The organism is Undibacterium sp. TJN25, assembly GCF_049339885.1.
GTDB lineage: Bacteria > Pseudomonadota > Gammaproteobacteria > Burkholderiales > Burkholderiaceae_D > Undibacterium.
In genome coordinates this window covers 200,072-214,815 of record NZ_JBMPPM010000004.1, presented here as the reverse complement: position 1 = coordinate 214,815, position 14,744 = coordinate 200,072, and the positions used below count along the sequence as shown (strand labels likewise).

The 14,744-nt window shown below is 52.0% G+C and carries 18 protein-coding genes; 13 read left to right on the top strand and 5 right to left on the bottom strand.

What is annotated here, in order from left to right; genetic code table 11:
- Nucleotides 1-10 precede the first annotated feature (10 nt).
- From ACO0LO_RS11130 to ACO0LO_RS11070, 13 genes are all read left to right on the top strand, one after another.
- Nucleotides 11-565 (top strand): DUF4863 family protein, encoded by a 555-nt coding sequence (locus ACO0LO_RS11130; RefSeq protein WP_422964296.1) that lies wholly within the window; start codon nt 11-13, stop codon nt 563-565.
- A 57-nt stretch (nt 566-622) separates the two neighbouring features.
- Entirely contained in the window at nt 623-1,267 is a 645-nt protein-coding gene (locus ACO0LO_RS11125; protein WP_422964295.1) for an HD domain-containing protein, read from the top strand.
- 64 nt (nt 1,268-1,331) lie between these two features.
- The gene (locus tag ACO0LO_RS11120; protein ID WP_422964294.1) at nt 1,332-2,039 is read left to right on the top strand and encodes a nitroreductase; all 708 of its coding nucleotides are present in this window, start codon (nt 1,332-1,334) and stop codon (nt 2,037-2,039) included.
- A 369-nt stretch (nt 2,040-2,408) separates the two neighbouring features.
- Entirely contained in the window at nt 2,409-2,738 is a 330-nt protein-coding gene (locus ACO0LO_RS11115; RefSeq protein WP_422964293.1) for a DUF4148 domain-containing protein, read from the top strand.
- Nucleotides 2,739-2,958: 220 nt separating this feature from the next.
- Complete coding sequence (locus ACO0LO_RS11110; RefSeq protein WP_422964292.1) at nt 2,959-3,663, top strand: glutathione binding-like protein; 705 nt, start codon at nt 2,959-2,961, stop codon at nt 3,661-3,663.
- A 252-nt stretch (nt 3,664-3,915) separates the two neighbouring features.
- Entirely contained in the window at nt 3,916-4,950 is a 1,035-nt protein-coding gene (gene recA, locus ACO0LO_RS11105) for a recombinase RecA (protein WP_422964291.1), read from the top strand.
- A gap of 147 nt (nt 4,951-5,097) precedes the next feature.
- The gene (gene recX, locus ACO0LO_RS11100) at nt 5,098-5,556 is read left to right on the top strand and encodes a recombination regulator RecX (RefSeq protein WP_422964290.1); all 459 of its coding nucleotides are present in this window, start codon (nt 5,098-5,100) and stop codon (nt 5,554-5,556) included.
- 231 nt (nt 5,557-5,787) lie between these two features.
- The gene (locus ACO0LO_RS11095; RefSeq protein ID WP_422964289.1) at nt 5,788-6,360 is read left to right on the top strand and encodes a DUF2889 domain-containing protein; all 573 of its coding nucleotides are present in this window, start codon (nt 5,788-5,790) and stop codon (nt 6,358-6,360) included.
- 64 nt (nt 6,361-6,424) lie between these two features.
- Nucleotides 6,425-7,609 (top strand): ADP-forming succinate--CoA ligase subunit beta, encoded by a 1,185-nt coding sequence (gene sucC, locus ACO0LO_RS11090; RefSeq protein WP_422964699.1) that lies wholly within the window; start codon nt 6,425-6,427, stop codon nt 7,607-7,609.
- A gap of 15 nt (nt 7,610-7,624) precedes the next feature.
- Nucleotides 7,625-8,506 (top strand): succinate--CoA ligase subunit alpha, encoded by an 882-nt coding sequence (sucD, locus tag ACO0LO_RS11085; protein ID WP_422964288.1) that lies wholly within the window; start codon nt 7,625-7,627, stop codon nt 8,504-8,506.
- 204 nt (nt 8,507-8,710) lie between these two features.
- Nucleotides 8,711-9,430 (top strand): TerC family protein, encoded by a 720-nt coding sequence (locus tag ACO0LO_RS11080; RefSeq protein ID WP_422964287.1) that lies wholly within the window; start codon nt 8,711-8,713, stop codon nt 9,428-9,430.
- Nucleotides 9,431-9,456: 26 nt separating this feature from the next.
- On the top strand, nt 9,457-10,263 hold the full coding sequence (locus tag ACO0LO_RS11075; protein ID WP_422964286.1) for a Stp1/IreP family PP2C-type Ser/Thr phosphatase: 807 nt from the start codon (nt 9,457-9,459) through the stop codon (nt 10,261-10,263).
- 34 nt (nt 10,264-10,297) lie between these two features.
- Complete coding sequence (locus tag ACO0LO_RS11070; protein WP_422964285.1) at nt 10,298-10,918, top strand: FHA domain-containing protein; 621 nt, start codon at nt 10,298-10,300, stop codon at nt 10,916-10,918.
- A 97-nt stretch (nt 10,919-11,015) separates the two neighbouring features.
- Here the strand turns inward: ACO0LO_RS11070 and ACO0LO_RS11065 are convergent, their stop codons facing one another.
- The 5 genes from ACO0LO_RS11065 to ACO0LO_RS11045 are packed head-to-tail and all read right to left on the bottom strand — an operon-like array spanning nt 11,016 to nt 14,712.
- Entirely contained in the window at nt 11,016-12,026 is a 1,011-nt protein-coding gene (locus ACO0LO_RS11065) for an aromatic ring-hydroxylating oxygenase subunit alpha (RefSeq protein ID WP_422964284.1), read from the bottom strand.
- Nucleotides 12,023-12,655, bottom strand: a complete 633-nt coding sequence (locus ACO0LO_RS11060; protein WP_422964283.1) for an acetyltransferase — start codon at nt 12,653-12,655, stop codon at nt 12,023-12,025. The genes ACO0LO_RS11065 and ACO0LO_RS11060 overlap by 4 nt, the downstream gene beginning before the upstream one ends.
- 10 nt (nt 12,656-12,665) lie before the next feature.
- The gene (locus tag ACO0LO_RS11055; RefSeq protein WP_422964282.1) at nt 12,666-13,427 is read right to left on the bottom strand and encodes an SDR family NAD(P)-dependent oxidoreductase; all 762 of its coding nucleotides are present in this window, start codon (nt 13,425-13,427) and stop codon (nt 12,666-12,668) included.
- A 2-nt stretch (nt 13,428-13,429) separates the two neighbouring features.
- Nucleotides 13,430-14,488: a ketoacyl-ACP synthase III gene (locus ACO0LO_RS11050; protein ID WP_422964281.1), complete on the bottom strand. Its 1,059-nt coding sequence runs from the start codon at nt 14,486-14,488 to the stop codon at nt 13,430-13,432.
- A 2-nt stretch (nt 14,489-14,490) separates the two neighbouring features.
- Nucleotides 14,491-14,712, bottom strand: a complete 222-nt coding sequence (locus ACO0LO_RS11045) for an acyl carrier protein (protein ID WP_422964280.1) — start codon at nt 14,710-14,712, stop codon at nt 14,491-14,493.
- Nucleotides 14,713-14,744 lie beyond the last annotated feature (32 nt).

Here is a 14,744-nt window from a genome sequence, read left to right as displayed (position 1 = left end):
TAGATATGTTATGGAGAATGCAGTGAACAAACGTGATGAACTTATAAAACGCAGCATAGGTTTTCTCGCCGAGGTCAAGGACATGACGGCCGGCATCGATGTCGAGCAGTGGCTGAACAAGACCTATGGACCGGGCAGCAGTCTGTATGACGAGCTTGCCGTCTTGATCAAGGCTGGTGTTGAAGAGGGGTGGGCTGCGAACATCGAAATCAATGGTCAACGCTACCGGCGCAGCAGAATTTGCGAACCAGCTGCAGAAACGTTTTATTTCAGCGTTACAGCGGTCTATATGGACAGCCGCGAACCTGGTGAATCTTTTTCAGGCATAGCGAAAACATTCCGCGGCGACTACCATGCCCACCCTTATGGGGAATTGAACATGGTTATTCCCATTACGAAGGGAGCCATGCTTGCCGGCCCCAGCGGCTGGTGCGAAGCCGGGTGGACAGCGCCTGCGCCGGGCAGCCACCATTATCCGGAAGTGAAGGGTGGGGCACTGATTGCGCTCTTTTTCCTGCCGGCAGGCCGTATCTCTTACGACATCCAGCCTCCCGCTGAATATTAGCGAGCGCAGGCCTGCTGATTACACAGAGAAGTAAGCAAGATCATAGAGGAGAAAACCATGGCAACGAACGACATTTTCAACGTAAAAATTCCTGACAGCAAGGTGGCACGCGAGGTGACGCAACTGATACGCGACACCGAAAGCGAACTGCTGTTTGCCCATTCTACCCGTGTCTATTATTGGGGCGCGCTGCTTGGAAAACGAAAGGGCTTGAGTTTTGATCCGGAGTTACTTTATGTTGCGGCGATGTTCCACGATCTCGGCCTGACTTCGGTTTACCGGGAAAGCCAGCTTCGCTTCGAAGTGGATGGCGCGAATGCCGCGCGTGACTTCCTGCGTAGCCATAAGATCTCCGAGGGAGACATAGAAAAAGTGTGGAACGCCGTCGCTCTCCATACGACGCCTGGCATACCGGAGCATATGCATTCGGAGATCGCCCTGCTGCAGGCCGGTGCGGGAATGGATGTGGCTGGACGCGGCTTTGAGCAGTTCACGGACGAACAGCGCGCAGCGGTAGTCACCGAATATCCTCGCGGGCCCGACTTTGCCCACAAAATGATTGATGCGTTTTATCACGGGATGGAACATCGGCCTCAGAGTACCTTTGGCACTTTCAACGATGATTTCCTTGCCTACAAGGATCAGAACTTCCAGCGGGTGAATCTCTGCAGCATCATCCTGAGCTCCCATTGGGAGCGATGAATTCTGTCTAATGCTGCAATTTAAAATATCTGAACCCCCACATCAAATGATCGGACTATAAAATATGGCTGGTGATAAAACCACGTTATCGAAAGAATTACCTGAAGTCGAGCAAATCATGATGAGCCGATTTGCCAATCGTTTCTATTTGAATCGCGAAGTCGATCTTGAGACCGTCACCGGCATTCTTGCTGCTGCGCGTTATGCGGGCACAGGTGCGAATGTACAGCCTTGGCGCGTCTATGCCGTGGCAGGAACGGCGAAAACAGGATTGGCAGACGCCATCACTGCCGCGCACGAAACTGCGCCCGGCGATCATTCATCCGAATATCACTACTTTCCGAATCCCTTGCCGGAGCCGTTCGTTTCACGCCGGCAGGAATTCGGTTCGGTCTTTTATGGCTCGCTGGGCATCTCACACGACGATGCCACCGCACGCGCGGCACAGACTGTGCGAAACTGCCGCTTCTTCGATGCGCCAGTGGGCCTGATCTTTACGATCGATCGGCGCCTTGAAAAAGGCAGCTGGCTTGATCTGGGTATGTTCATTCAGAACATTATGCTGTCGGCAAAAGCGCGAGGGCTGGACACCTGCACGCAGGAATTTTTTTCTCGCTACCATGCTGTTATCCGTGACAACCTGCCCCTGGCTCCGGAGGAGCTGGTGGTCTGCGGCATGTCCATGGGTTTTGGTGATCCGGATTGGGCGAAACGGCGCCCGCGCATGCCGAAAGCTTCCCTCGAACAATTCGCCTCGCTGCACGGCTTTTAAGTTTCACGGAGCGAGTTTCGTGAAAAGCTGTTGCACAGAATAATGTCACCTGTCCTGCTTTCCTGAAAGATGCCAATGCCCTGAGCGTCATCCTCTATGTCGTCGGACATGCCTAGAGGCTCAAGGTATTCGCGATCTTCGATTGTTGCGGATATGGGAACGATCTATTCTCATTTGCTATCTTTATCGAAAAGGGCGTCATGACTACACTGCAGTCATCGATGAGCACGACACGCCAGCCAGCAAAATTAAGCGGATAAGTGCACGACTCAACGAGGCCGGATGGATTGACACAATCTGCCGGCCTGTCGGAATGAATAGACGACGTAATGAGCTACTTATCTTATTTAACTATTTTGGAGAACGATCATGAAAGCAACCCAAGTTATCGCAGCAGCTGTTTTGGCACTGACAGGCGCAACAGCATTTGCCTCTGGTTATCAAGTCGGCGGTGAAGAATATGCCAGCTTCCCGATTCCCAATACTTTCAGCAAAACCGCTGCCAGCAGCAAAACCAAAGCGGAAGTGCGTGCGGAACTGGTCCAAGCCCGTGCGGAAGGCCAATTGATAGGTGGTGAAGAGTATGTCTCGACTGTCGGCAAAACAAGCAGCACCGTTAGCCGTGACGATGTCAAGGCGGAGGCAATCAAAGCCGCCAAAAATGGCAGCCACAATACTGAATACAGCTTCGGCGGCTAATGGCAGAAACCAGCTGCGGGACATGCCCGCAGCGTTAAGTGTCGGTTCAGTCTCATCCAGCATGCTCCTGGCCTCGTGGTCCGGAGCATTTTTTATTGTTTATTTTTTTGCCATGGCTACGACGGTGGCCGAGAAACCATTGCATCCGGGGCACTGCCAGCACGCATGCTGTGATTCGGGGATAATCCAGCTACTCTTTTAATAGCCTGGAAGGAAGACCATGAACGATATCTCCGTATTCCCTGTCACCGGGAAATGGCCCGCGCAACATCCTGAGCGGCTTCAACTGTATTCATTACCCACGCCCAACGGGATTAAGGTATCCGTGATGCTGGAGGAAATTGGCCTGGCATACGAGCCGCATCTGGTCAGTTTCGACAAGAACGACCAGATGTCCGCGGAATTCCTGTCGCTGAACCCGAACAATAAAATCCCCGCTATCCTGGATCCCAACGGTCTAGGCGGCAAGCCGCTGGCGCTGTTTGAGTCCGGCGCCATACTGCTGTACCTGGCCGAGAAAACCGGCCAGCTGATACCGCAAGATGCCGCTGGCCGCTATGAAACGATACAGTGGCTGATGTTCCAGATGGGCGGTATCGGCCCCATGTTCGGCCAAGTGGGGTTTTTCCATAAATTTGCGGGCAAGGAGTATGAGGACAAACGCCCGCGGGACCGTTACATCGGCGAAGCGAAGCGCCTGCTGAATGTGCTGGAGCAGCGCCTTAATGGACGCGACTGGATCATGGGTGAGCAGTACACCATCGCCGATATTGCGGTTTTCCCATGGGTGCGTACACTGGTCGGCTTCTACGAAGCCAGTGAATTGGTTGGCATGGAGAATTTCCCTAACGTAATGCGGGTGTATCAGGCATTCATGGCGCGGCCGGCTGTCATCACAGGGATAGATGTACCTAAGCGCGGGTAATTACCTGTTTTCAGGCTGACTGCGGGGGTGGAAAAGTAGGCCCGGGAGCGGTGCAACCTGTAAAAAATCTGCATGAAACAGAAAATGCCAATTTTTTTCATTTGGTGCTTGCATAAAGCACTGTTTTTTTATACAGTGTCGCCAGATGCAAAAAATTAGGGCGAAGCAGATTCGCTTATTTGATCGATTTATTTTAAATTGCATGGTCGACAAGTTTCCTCGATACGCCGTGCACCACACCTGAAAGAATTTATGGACGACAGAAAACCGGATAACTCTGAAAAAGGCAAGGCTTTAGCTGCTGCGCTGGCGCAAATTGAAAAGCAGTTTGGCAAGGGCTCGGTCATGCGCATGGCCGACGGCGCGGTTGTGGAGGAAGTGCAGGTTGTGTCTACTGGTTCTTTAGGACTGGATATTGCTCTAGGTGTGGGCGGTTTGCCGCGTGGTCGGGTTGTGGAAATTTACGGTCCTGAATCTTCCGGTAAAACGACGCTGACGCTGCAGGTGATTGCAGAAATGCAAAAACTGGGCGGCACCTGCGCATTTATCGATGCCGAACATGCGCTGGACGTGGGGTATGCGCAGAAGCTGGGTGTGAACTTGTCCGACTTGCTGATTTCCCAGCCTGACACTGGTGAGCAAGCGCTGGAAATTACGGATGCGCTGGTGCGTTCGGGCAGTGTTGACCTGGTGGTTATCGACTCTGTGGCGGCATTGACGCCGCGCGCCGAGATTGAAGGCGATATGGGCGATTCTTTGCCAGGCTTGCAGGCACGCCTGATGTCCCAGGCTTTGCGCAAGCTGACCGGCAGCATCAAGCGTACCAACACATTGGTGATCTTCATTAACCAGATCCGGATGAAGATCGGCGTGATGTTCGGCAGCCCGGAAACAACGACTGGCGGCAATGCATTGAAATTCTACGCGTCTGTGCGGCTGGATATTCGCCGCACCGGCTCCATCAAGGCCGGCGATGAAGTGATCGGCAATGAAACCAAGGTCAAGGTCGTCAAGAACAAGGTAGCACCTCCATTCAAGGAAGCGCATTTTGATATTCTGTATGGAGAAGGCACTTCCCGTGAAGGTGAAATTCTGGACTTGGGCGCCGATGCCAAGATCGTTGAAAAAGCGGGTGCGTGGTATAGCTATAACGGTGAAAAAATCGGCCAGGGCAAGGACAATGCACGTAACTTCCTGAAAGAGCACCCTGAGTTGGCTTATGAAATCGAAAACAAGGTTCGCGACGGCCTGGGCGTGCCTTTGTTACCGGAAAAAGTAAGCGCTTAAATCCTGTTTGGCTTAGGCCGCAAGCGATTTGCCTGCCTGATGCTACATTACCGTGCCGGCCATATCTGAGCGATATGGCCGGTTTTGGTTTTTGGGGCCGTAAATTTGATTTTATTTATCGTTAATCTAGGTGATTGATCCGGGAATATGGCCAAACTGCAGATCAGCCTGAAGGCGAGAGCCTTGCGATATCTGTCTATGCGGGAGCACAGCCGTATGGAGCTGGAGCGCAAGCTGTCTCGCTACGCAGAAGAGAAGGACGATATTCCGGCTTTGCTGGACATGCTGGAGGCTGCCAAATATTTGTCCGCGGAGCGTTTTTCCGATTCGCTGGTCAACCGGCGTTCGGCCCGATTCGGCAATAATCGTATTATCGCGGAACTGCAAAGTCATGGCTTGCCCGGAGAGGAAATCAGCCGGGTCAAGGTGGAGTTGGTTGAATCGGAGGCGGAGCGGGCCGTCGACACGCTGCACAGAAAATATCCGGTAGCACCTACCGAACACGTCGAGCGTGCAAAACAGGCAAGATTTTTACAGCAGCGGGGGTTTTCCAGCCGGGCAATACAGGCAGCCATGCGCGCTCCGCGTGAGGATGAAGAGGATTGATTTGTAGCGGAGTCTTGAAATCCCGGCAAATTTTCTATCAAAACTTAATCGCTACACATCGTTTTCTGCGGCGCAAAACGCGGAAAACTGACATCGCAGGTGAGTTGGCAGGCTAGCTGTGCTAAACTCCTATGGTTTTTTGCAGCGCCGCAAGAGCGGCTGTTATCGTAGAAACTGCGGTAACGACACGCAATTGTGGCTCTTTTATATTAATAGCCGCCTGCAGGCATCATGCCCTTATCACCATCCACATCCCGTCGTGCGTTAAAGCATACGCGCGCAATCACTATCGAGGCGTTTGCCCGTGACGACGGCTTGTGGGATCTTGACGCTCACATCACCGATACGAAAACCCGCGATATCAAACTCGCTTCGGGGATTCTTCCCACCGGCTCAGCCTTGCACGACCTTACCCTGCGCATCACCATCGATACCAGCTTCAATGTTGTCGATGCCGAGGCTGTGTCGGACGCCGTTCCCTATCCTGGTTTTTGCGACACGATAGGTCCGGATTATAAAAAGCTGATTGGTTTGAACTTGATGAAACAGTTCCGTCAGGGTGTTAAGGAAAGGATGTCTGGTATTCAGGGCTGCACGCATTTGTCGGAAATGGCGCAAGTATTGCCGACGGCTGCAGTGCAGGCTTTTGCCGGCGAAATTATTGATACGCGCGACGGGGCGAGCAGTTCAGAGCAAGCCAAGCAGCCGTTTCAGCTTGACCGTTGCCATGCGCTGCGCCTGGATGGGCCGGCGGTTGCGCAATATTACCCGCGGTGGGCGATTAAACCGTCCTCCGCAAATTAGTTAATTAGTCTAACTACGTTTGTTTTATTTTTACGATTAATTTTTATTATTACTACCTCAGTGTCTGAAGGGAACTCGTATGAAAATCCATGAGTATCAGGGTAAAGAAATCCTCCGCAAATTCGGAGTGACAGTACCGCGCGGTATTCCATGTCTGTCCGTTGATGAAGCGGTCAAAGCAGCAGAGACGCTAGGCGGCCCGGTATGGGTTGTCAAAGCCCAGATCCATGCGGGCGGTCGCGGTAAAGGCGGCGGCGTTAAAGTGGCAAAGTCCCTGGAACAAGTCCGTGAATACGCCAATGCGATTCTTGGCATGCAGCTGGTAACCCATCAGACTAGCCCTGAAGGCCAGAAAGTACGCCGCCTGCTGATCGAAGAAGGCGCGGACATCAAAAAAGAACTGTACGTCAGTATGGTGACCGACCGTGTAAGCCAGCGCGTGGTCCTGATGGCCTCCAGCGAAGGCGGCATGGACATTGAGGAAGTGGCTGAGAAGCACCCTGAGCTGATCCACCAGATTGCGATCGACCCGACTGCTGGCCTGCAAGACGGCGAAGCCGACGACATCGCTCGTAAAATTGGCGTACCTGAAGCCTCCATCGTCGATGCACGCACCCAGTTGAAAGGCTTGTACAAAGCCTTCATGGAAACCGACTGCTCGCTGGCAGAGATCAATCCTTTGATTTTGACCGGCTCCGGCAAAGTCATCGCGCTGGATGCAAAATTCAACTTCGATGCCAACGCGCTGTTCCGTCAACCGGAAATCGTTGCCTACCGCGACCTGGATGAAGAAGATCCAGCAGAAATCGAAGCATCCAAATTCGACCTGGCTTATATCTCCCTGGACGGCAATATTGGCTGCCTGGTGAATGGTGCCGGCCTGGCGATGGCGACGATGGATACGATCAAGCTGTTTGGCGGCGAACCTGCCAACTTCCTGGACGTAGGCGGCGGTGCAACTGCTGAAAAAGTGACTGAAGCCTTCAAGATCATGTTGAAAAACCCAGGCCTGAAAGCCATCCTGGTCAACATTTTCGGCGGCATCATGCGTTGCGACGTCATCGCCGAAGGCGTGATCACCGCATCCAAGGCCGTGTCGCTGCAAGTGCCGCTGGTGGTCCGCATGAAGGGCACCAATGAAGAGATCGGCAAACAGATGCTGGCTGACTCCGGTCTGCCTATCATCGCTGCAGACACCATGGAAGAAGCAGCGCAGAAAGTTGTTGCCGCTGCAGCCCAAGCTAAATAATCGCAAGGAAAAGATATGTCTATCCTGATCAATAAAGACACAAAAGTCATTACCCAAGGTATTACCGGCAAGACCGGCCAGTTTCACACACGCATGTGCCGTGACTACGCCAACGGCAAGAATTGCTTCGTCGCCGGCGTAAACCCGAAAAAAGCCGGTGAAGACTTCGAAGGCATTCCTATTTTCGCCAACGTCAGTGAAGCCAAGGCCGCAACGGGCGCGACTGTCTCGGTTATCTACGTGCCTCCTGCAGGTGCGGCGGCAGCTATCTGGGAAGCGGTGGAAGCCGACCTGGATCTGGCAATCTGCATCACTGAAGGCATTCCTGTCCGCGACATGATGATGCTGAAAGACCGCATGGCAAAATCCGGCAGCAAAACCAAGCTGCTCGGACCTAACTGCCCTGGTCTGATCACTCCTGACGAAATCAAGATCGGCATCATGCCTGGCCATATCCACCGCAAGGGTCGTATCGGCGTAGTCTCCCGCTCCGGTACGCTGACGTATGAAGCAGTCGGCCAGCTGACAGCATTGGGTCTGGGCCAGTCTTCGGCAGTCGGCATCGGCGGCGATCCTATCAACGGCTTGAAGCACATCGACATCATGAAGGCGTTCAACGACGATCCTGACACTGATGCTGTGATCATGATTGGCGAAATCGGCGGTCCTGACGAAGCCAATGCATCCTACTGGGTACGCGACAACATGAAAAAACCAGTCGTCGGCTTCATCGCTGGTGTGACAGCTCCTCCGGGCAAGCGTATGGGCCACGCCGGTGCGCTGATCTCTGGTGGCGCCGACACGGCACAAGCCAAGCTGGACATCATGGAAGAATGCGGCATTAAAGCAACCAAGAACCCGTCAGAAATGGCGCGTTTGCTGAAAGCGATGCTGTAAGCTTTTCAGCTAGGTGAACATGCAGGGAGCTCAGGCTCCCTGTTTTTTTATGTTCGCCGAAAAAACGCTTGCTGCATTGTGCTACTCATCGTACAGACTCCACGAGGCGCTTTACCTTTAAATAGATGGCGACCGGATGGCAGCGATAGCTGCTGCCGTAGTGCGTTATTCTTAATGTTTAAATAACATCCCGTATGCATGTCTATGGAGTTTTTCCTCGACCTTAACTGGTGGGCAGTCGGCCAGATCATCCTGATCGACATATTGCTGGGCGGCGACAACGCAATCGTCATTGCCCTCGCTTGCAGGAATTTGCCTCCCCACTTGCGCTTGCGCGGCATCGTGTGGGGAACCATAGGCGCCGTGGGCATACGCGTCGCACTGCTGGCGTTTGCCGTCACCGTGCTGCAGCTCGCCTACGTGAAGCTGGCGGGGGGAATATTACTGCTGTGGATTGCCTACCGGCTGTTAAAGGAAGATGGGAATGCGCACGATGCCATTCCTGCCGCAGGCCAGCTGCTGACGGCGATCGGGACGATCATGATCGCGGATCTGGTCATGAGTATGGACAACGTGCTGGCCGTGGCGAGCGCCGCACAGCAGGCCGAAGGACAAAACCAGTTGGTGCTGGTCATCTTCGGCATTCTGGTGAGCATCCCTGTCGTGGTCTGGGGAAGTACGCTGGTGTTGAAGCTGATGCAGAAATTTCTAATGATTATCACGCTGGGTGCAGCACTGCTGGGTTACCTTGGTGCAGCCATGGCGTGTACCGATGTGGCGTTATTGCCTTTTATAGCAGGCGCTTCTTCCTATCTGTTTATAACAATTCCCTTGCTTGGTGTTAAGCTTAGCGTACCTGGCTTATTGGGTGCATTTGCCATTGTGATTTGCGCCATAGGCGTGAGGCACAGGAAAACCGTCTAATTTTATTGTATTGTTTACCCATATCCATGCCTTTTCAGCACGTATTAGAGTTCAGCGGCCTCAGCGACATAGGACAGGTTAGAACGCACAATGAAGATGCGATAGAAATCTGCACCGAGTCGGGCTTTGTCGTGCTCGCCGACGGCATGGGCGGTTACAACGCAGGCGAAGTCGCCAGCACCATCACGACCGATGTCATCAGCAAAGCGCTCAAATCCCGGCTGCGCTCGCACTGGGCGCAGGTATTTCCTACGTCGGCCCACACGGTGAAGCGCTGGATGAGCGATGCCATCCAGTCTGCTAACGATACCGTCATTGAAGCCGCCCAGCTCAACTCTGAATATGCCGGCATGGGGACCACGGTAGTGGTGGCTCATTTCCACCAGGATCTGTTGCTGGTCGCCCACGTCGGCGATTCACGCGCCTACCGCTACCGCGCCGATTACCTGAGCCAGATCACGCACGACCATTCGGTGCTGCAGGCACAGATAGACGCCGGCCTGATCAGCGAGGAGCATGCGCAGTTTTCTCCGATCAAGAACCTGATTACGCGCGCCGTGGGCGTGCAGCATGAAATGGAAATCGACATCCTGGAGCATCCGGCGAAGGAGGGGGATATTTACCTGTTGTGCTCCGACGGATTGACCGACATGCTTAATCATGATGAAATTCATGCCATCATGACTGAATATTCATCCAATCTTGAAGAGTGCTGCCAGGCCCTGGTCGGTAACGCCAACGCCAACGGTGGACGCGACAATATCTCCGTCGTTTTATGCCGTGTCGTGGCACTGAGGCAGCGTTCCTTTATCGATCATATTTTTGCCAGTTAAGCTGCGGTTATTGAGAAAGTACACGTCACAGATAATGGTCAAAATCATCGTCACCTACAACGGACTGATCCAGCAAGAGCTGAGCCTGCTCAAGCCGCGCATTACGATAGGCCGGCGGCCATCCAATGATGTGGTTATCGACCACCTGACCGTCAGCGGCCAGCATGCGGCAATAGACACTTCGCTGCAGGGCTCGTTCATCCTCGACCTGGGCAGCACCAATGGCACGATGATCAACGGCCAGCCGATCAAAAAGCACATGCTGCAGAACGACGACGTGATCGATATCGGCAAATACAAGCTGCGCGTCAAGCTGGAGCCGGATCAACCTGTCCGCCAGGCCTTGCCGCCGCTGAAAGCAAATTCCTTACAATCTGCAGCCGCTCTGCCTGCCGCCAAAATCAAGGTGCTGACAGGTGCGAATGCAGGCAGGGAACTGGTATTGAACAAACCGGTCACCACCCTGGGTAGCCCGGGCGTGCTGGTCGCTGCCATTACGCGGCAGGAGCACGGCTATTACATCGCTCACGTGGAGGGCGCTGCCTTCCCCAAGGTGAATGAGCGTGCGATCGACGGGCAGCCTATGAGGCTGACGGATGGCGATGTGATTGATTTTTCCGGGACGCGGATGGCGTTTTCTCTAGAGGCAGCTTGATGGTACGTCCATTAGCCTTTAAACCGAATGATGCCATCGAATCGAGTTCCTTTGACATCCGTTGTCTGATGCTCAAATAAGTGTGTTCGCATATATGTCAGACGAATGACTTCTTCAGACACTGCCTGAAATGCGCTATTTTCTCTTCGTCTTTAGAAAGCAACTTAGCCCTGCCCTCGTCATAAAAATTGGGGGAAATACGTTTGCAAATCTCGTGGTCCTCTTTAAAGACCTGCCGATTTATCGCTGCTGACGATGCGAAAAAATGGTGTAGTGCGTCGGCCGCTGCGGGACTTTTTGCTACACCATTGAGTAATCTGCTATAGAAGAAGGTTTTATTTTTTTCTGCCGAAGGAAAGAAATTTTGAAGTGAATAAGAATAACCAAAAGTGGATGACAGCATCGTAAAAGGGAAGAGATAGATGCTCATATACCCTTCGAACTGTTCCTCAATACTGAATAATTTCTTTATTGAACGCATTTTTTTGTGAGTCGCTGCATCACCAATAGAAAAATAGACAGCGGAGTTCCAATGTGTGTATTCATTCTTTGGATCAGATAAATTCAATTGTCCAAGAGTATCTGCATGAATATAGGGCACATGTAAGGGCTCCAAGCCATTTTCAATGGCAATCCGCCAGTCGCACTCATACGTATAGGCGTCAAAATCAGATCGCCCGCCGATATCAAAAGAAATTGAAGCGAGGTGCTCAAATTCAGCGCCCAACTGCTCTTCAAGCGTGAAGGAGGGGCTGATGGAGACAAATAGAAAATCACCACACCAGTCGCTTTTTAGGAAATTCAAGCCTGCCTTGCTTATTTCCGCTTGATCGTATTGTTCTTTGCAGGGAATATGCATAGCGCCCGAACGATATGACCAGCCATGATAGGGACAGCTGATTGCTCCTGCGCCATGTAACTTTGTGAAAAAACGGGTGCCTCTGTGAGGGCAAAGATTATCAAATACGACGATCTCCCCTCCGTCATTGAACAAGGAAACCTCCTCGTCCAGCCAGTTCAATTTGAGGAAGTTTCCCGACTCTGGCAGTTCAGTTCTATGGCAAAGCAGGTGCCAAAATGAATCTCGTAGTTGCTTATTTTTGTTCACAGAGTTCTCGCAGGCGCAGCATAAACAGTAGCCCCCTCCTTAACGCGTCTTACGACAATGGCCCCTGCGCCTATTTTGGCAAATGCGCCTACTTCAACGCCAGGCAAGATTGACGCATTCGAACCGATAAATACCGCTTCTCCTATTTTTACATAGCCGGTGATATCTACGTGGGAGCTGACCGTCGTTCCTTTACCAAGCGAAGCGTCATGCCCGGCGCCCGAATAATTATTGATTGTCACAAAATCTGCAATGTGGCTGTCAGAAGAGGCCACTGAAAAAGGGCAGAGGATAATCCCTTTGCCTAGCTTCGCCGTTCTTGCAATAATCGCGGTGGGATGAATGAAGTTAAAAAATTCCGCTCCGCGCAACTCCAGGCTTTCAGCTATGGAGAGTTTGGCTTTCGGATCTCCGATGGCGATAATGAAAACGTCACCTTGGGCGGGTTTGTACTCGGTAATTTTCCCAAGCACCGGGTAGGGATAGCGTTCATTCAGCGCGGGTGCAGCCTGCAGCGTATCGTCTATGAATCCACCGATGCGGATATTTTCAGATACAACGGCAGATTCCAGCAAAGTAGCGATTTCTTTGCCGAATCCGCCCGCGCCAGCGATGATGATATTTTTCAATTCTTACTCCTTAACGAGCCAGGTAACCACCGTCTGCCGACCATGTGGCGCCGGTGATCCAACGACCGGCATCCGACAGCAGAAATGCAGCAATCTGGGCGATATCTATAGATTGACCAAAACCAAGCAAATGCTTATCTTCGTACGCCTGCACTGAAGCATCAGGACTGCTGGTAACCAAGCGCTGATGCATTTCAGTGACTACGGCACCAGCTGCGATACTGTTGACACGAATACGGCGTGGCGCAAATTCCACTGCTAAAGACTTTACCATGCCGTCAATGGCAGCTTTCGCTGCAGAATAGATGCTCATACCGGTTTGCCCGCTTTGTGCCGCGACAGACGACATAAAGACGATAGCCGAGTTGTCTTGCATTACTCCTCGCATTGCCGCGCCTCGAGAAAGGGCAAGAGCGCTTTTGACACTGGAAGAAAAAACTTCATCAAATTGCTTTGCCTTTGACAACTTCAAGGGACGTACCAATCCAATGCCTGCAGCATGGAAAACGCCGGTAAGTGGCTTCTCGTTGGCAGTGATCATTTTCATGAAATCCGAGATGTCATCCTCACCGGCCAGGTCAAATGTCTGTGCAGTATGTTCGCCGCCTTCAAGCGACGACAAAGTTTCTTCAAGACGCACTTGGTCCCTGCCGGTAATGATCAGAGTCGCGCCATGATGCGCTAATAGCGTGGCAGTAGCCTTGCCTATTCCAGAGGAGGCCCCGGTCACCAGGATACGATGATTCTTAAGGAGTTCGCGGTCAAAAATCATTTCTAGATTTCAATTAACTTATTTACTGCTAAAGAGTCGAGGTCAACAAGGGCGGCGGACCATGAATAGCCAACACCGAAGCCTATCATTGCGACTGGCCCCCCGTTCCCTGGGATGGAGGGTAGCTGGTCTGTAATCAGAAGTGGGATAGTCGCACTAGATGTATTGCCGAACCTGTCGATGTTAATGGGAGCGCGTTCAACCGGAAGCTTTGTTTTTTTTATGATGTGCTTCAGCATGAAGTTATTTGCCTGATGAAAAAGAAAAGCATTCACTTCAGCTTTATCTCGTCCGGAAAACGCCAGTAAATCATTGACCAGGGGCGGTACGCTTCTTAGCGTAAAATTAAAAACTTCTCCACCGTCCATAAATAAACGGGATGTGTCCGTGTTTTTTAACCGCGGATCGTCATCGTTATATTTTTTACTGGCACCCTCGGCGATCATCAGGTGCCGTTCACCGCCGCCGTCTGTACCTAGAATGAAATGGGCATCTTCAGCATCTTCGTCAAACTCAAGTGCCGTGGCAGATCCTGCGTCACCAAACAATAGGGCGGTCGCACGGTCATTCGGGTCGATAATCTTGCTTGGGGTTTCCCCGGCTAACAGCAGTACTCTTTTCACGGACTGGCTGTCCAGCAGTTTTGCTGCCAGCCATAATCCATACACGTAGCCTGAGCAGCCCAGATTGACATCAAATGCGATGCATGACTTGCTTAACTTCAATCGTCCTTGCAGTGCGCATGCAGTTGCGGGTAACCGATAGTCAGGCGTCTGGGTGACAAAAATTAAAGCGTCTACGCTGTCTCTAGACCATCCTAGATCATTCAACAGTGCTTCGGCGGAAGATTGACACAAGTCGGCGGCAGTCTGGTCGTCATGTGCTTTTCGGCGCGAATGGACCCCGATCATCTTGACGATGTCTGTTACAGCAGCTTCGCCAAATTTTTCGTAAAAGGCGTCATTCTGAATTTCCTCTTTAGGCACCGCGCATACGAGGCCTTTTACAGAAAAATTACTCAGCTTTACCGCGAGGCCGGACTCAAATTTTTGTCCCGACATGGCTACTCCTTCTTGCTTTCAACAAGGGCAAGAATATCAGCGATTCTTTCACATTTTGCCAAAGACTGGCCATCCAGCATAACGTTGTATATGTCGTCGACCAGCGCCATTGTGGATACGACCGAAAGAGAGTCCCATGCATAGTCGGCCAAGTTAAGTTCCGGGCTGACTTTGTCAGTATCAATCTCCAGAATTTCTGCCATACCTTCAAAAAATTCATTCATACAGGGCTTTCTTTAAAATTGACAATTCTTTA

Coding starts and splice junctions, on each gene's coding strand:
- ACO0LO_RS11120 (WP_422964294.1), top strand. CDS start 1,332: ATGGCTGGTGATAAAACCACGTTATCGAAAGAATTACCTGAAGTCGAG.
- ACO0LO_RS11130 (WP_422964296.1), top strand. CDS start 11: ATGGAGAATGCAGTGAACAAACGTGATGAACTTATAAAACGCAGCATA.
- ACO0LO_RS11055 (WP_422964282.1), bottom strand. CDS start 13,427: ATGATTTTTGACCGCGAACTCCTTAAGAATCATCGTATCCTGGTGACC.
- ACO0LO_RS11095 (WP_422964289.1), top strand. CDS start 5,788: ATGCCCTTATCACCATCCACATCCCGTCGTGCGTTAAAGCATACGCGC.
- sucD (WP_422964288.1), top strand. CDS start 7,625: ATGTCTATCCTGATCAATAAAGACACAAAAGTCATTACCCAAGGTATT.
- recX (WP_422964290.1), top strand. CDS start 5,098: ATGGCCAAACTGCAGATCAGCCTGAAGGCGAGAGCCTTGCGATATCTG.
- ACO0LO_RS11075 (WP_422964286.1), top strand. CDS start 9,457: ATGCCTTTTCAGCACGTATTAGAGTTCAGCGGCCTCAGCGACATAGGA.
- ACO0LO_RS11080 (WP_422964287.1), top strand. CDS start 8,711: ATGGAGTTTTTCCTCGACCTTAACTGGTGGGCAGTCGGCCAGATCATC.
- ACO0LO_RS11050 (WP_422964281.1), bottom strand. CDS start 14,488: ATGTCGGGACAAAAATTTGAGTCCGGCCTCGCGGTAAAGCTGAGTAAT.
- ACO0LO_RS11045 (WP_422964280.1), bottom strand. CDS start 14,712: ATGAATGAATTTTTTGAAGGTATGGCAGAAATTCTGGAGATTGATACT.
- ACO0LO_RS11070 (WP_422964285.1), top strand. CDS start 10,298: ATGGTCAAAATCATCGTCACCTACAACGGACTGATCCAGCAAGAGCTG.
- ACO0LO_RS11115 (WP_422964293.1), top strand. CDS start 2,409: ATGAAAGCAACCCAAGTTATCGCAGCAGCTGTTTTGGCACTGACAGGC.
- recA (WP_422964291.1), top strand. CDS start 3,916: ATGGACGACAGAAAACCGGATAACTCTGAAAAAGGCAAGGCTTTAGCT.
- ACO0LO_RS11125 (WP_422964295.1), top strand. CDS start 623: ATGGCAACGAACGACATTTTCAACGTAAAAATTCCTGACAGCAAGGTG.
- ACO0LO_RS11110 (WP_422964292.1), top strand. CDS start 2,959: ATGAACGATATCTCCGTATTCCCTGTCACCGGGAAATGGCCCGCGCAA.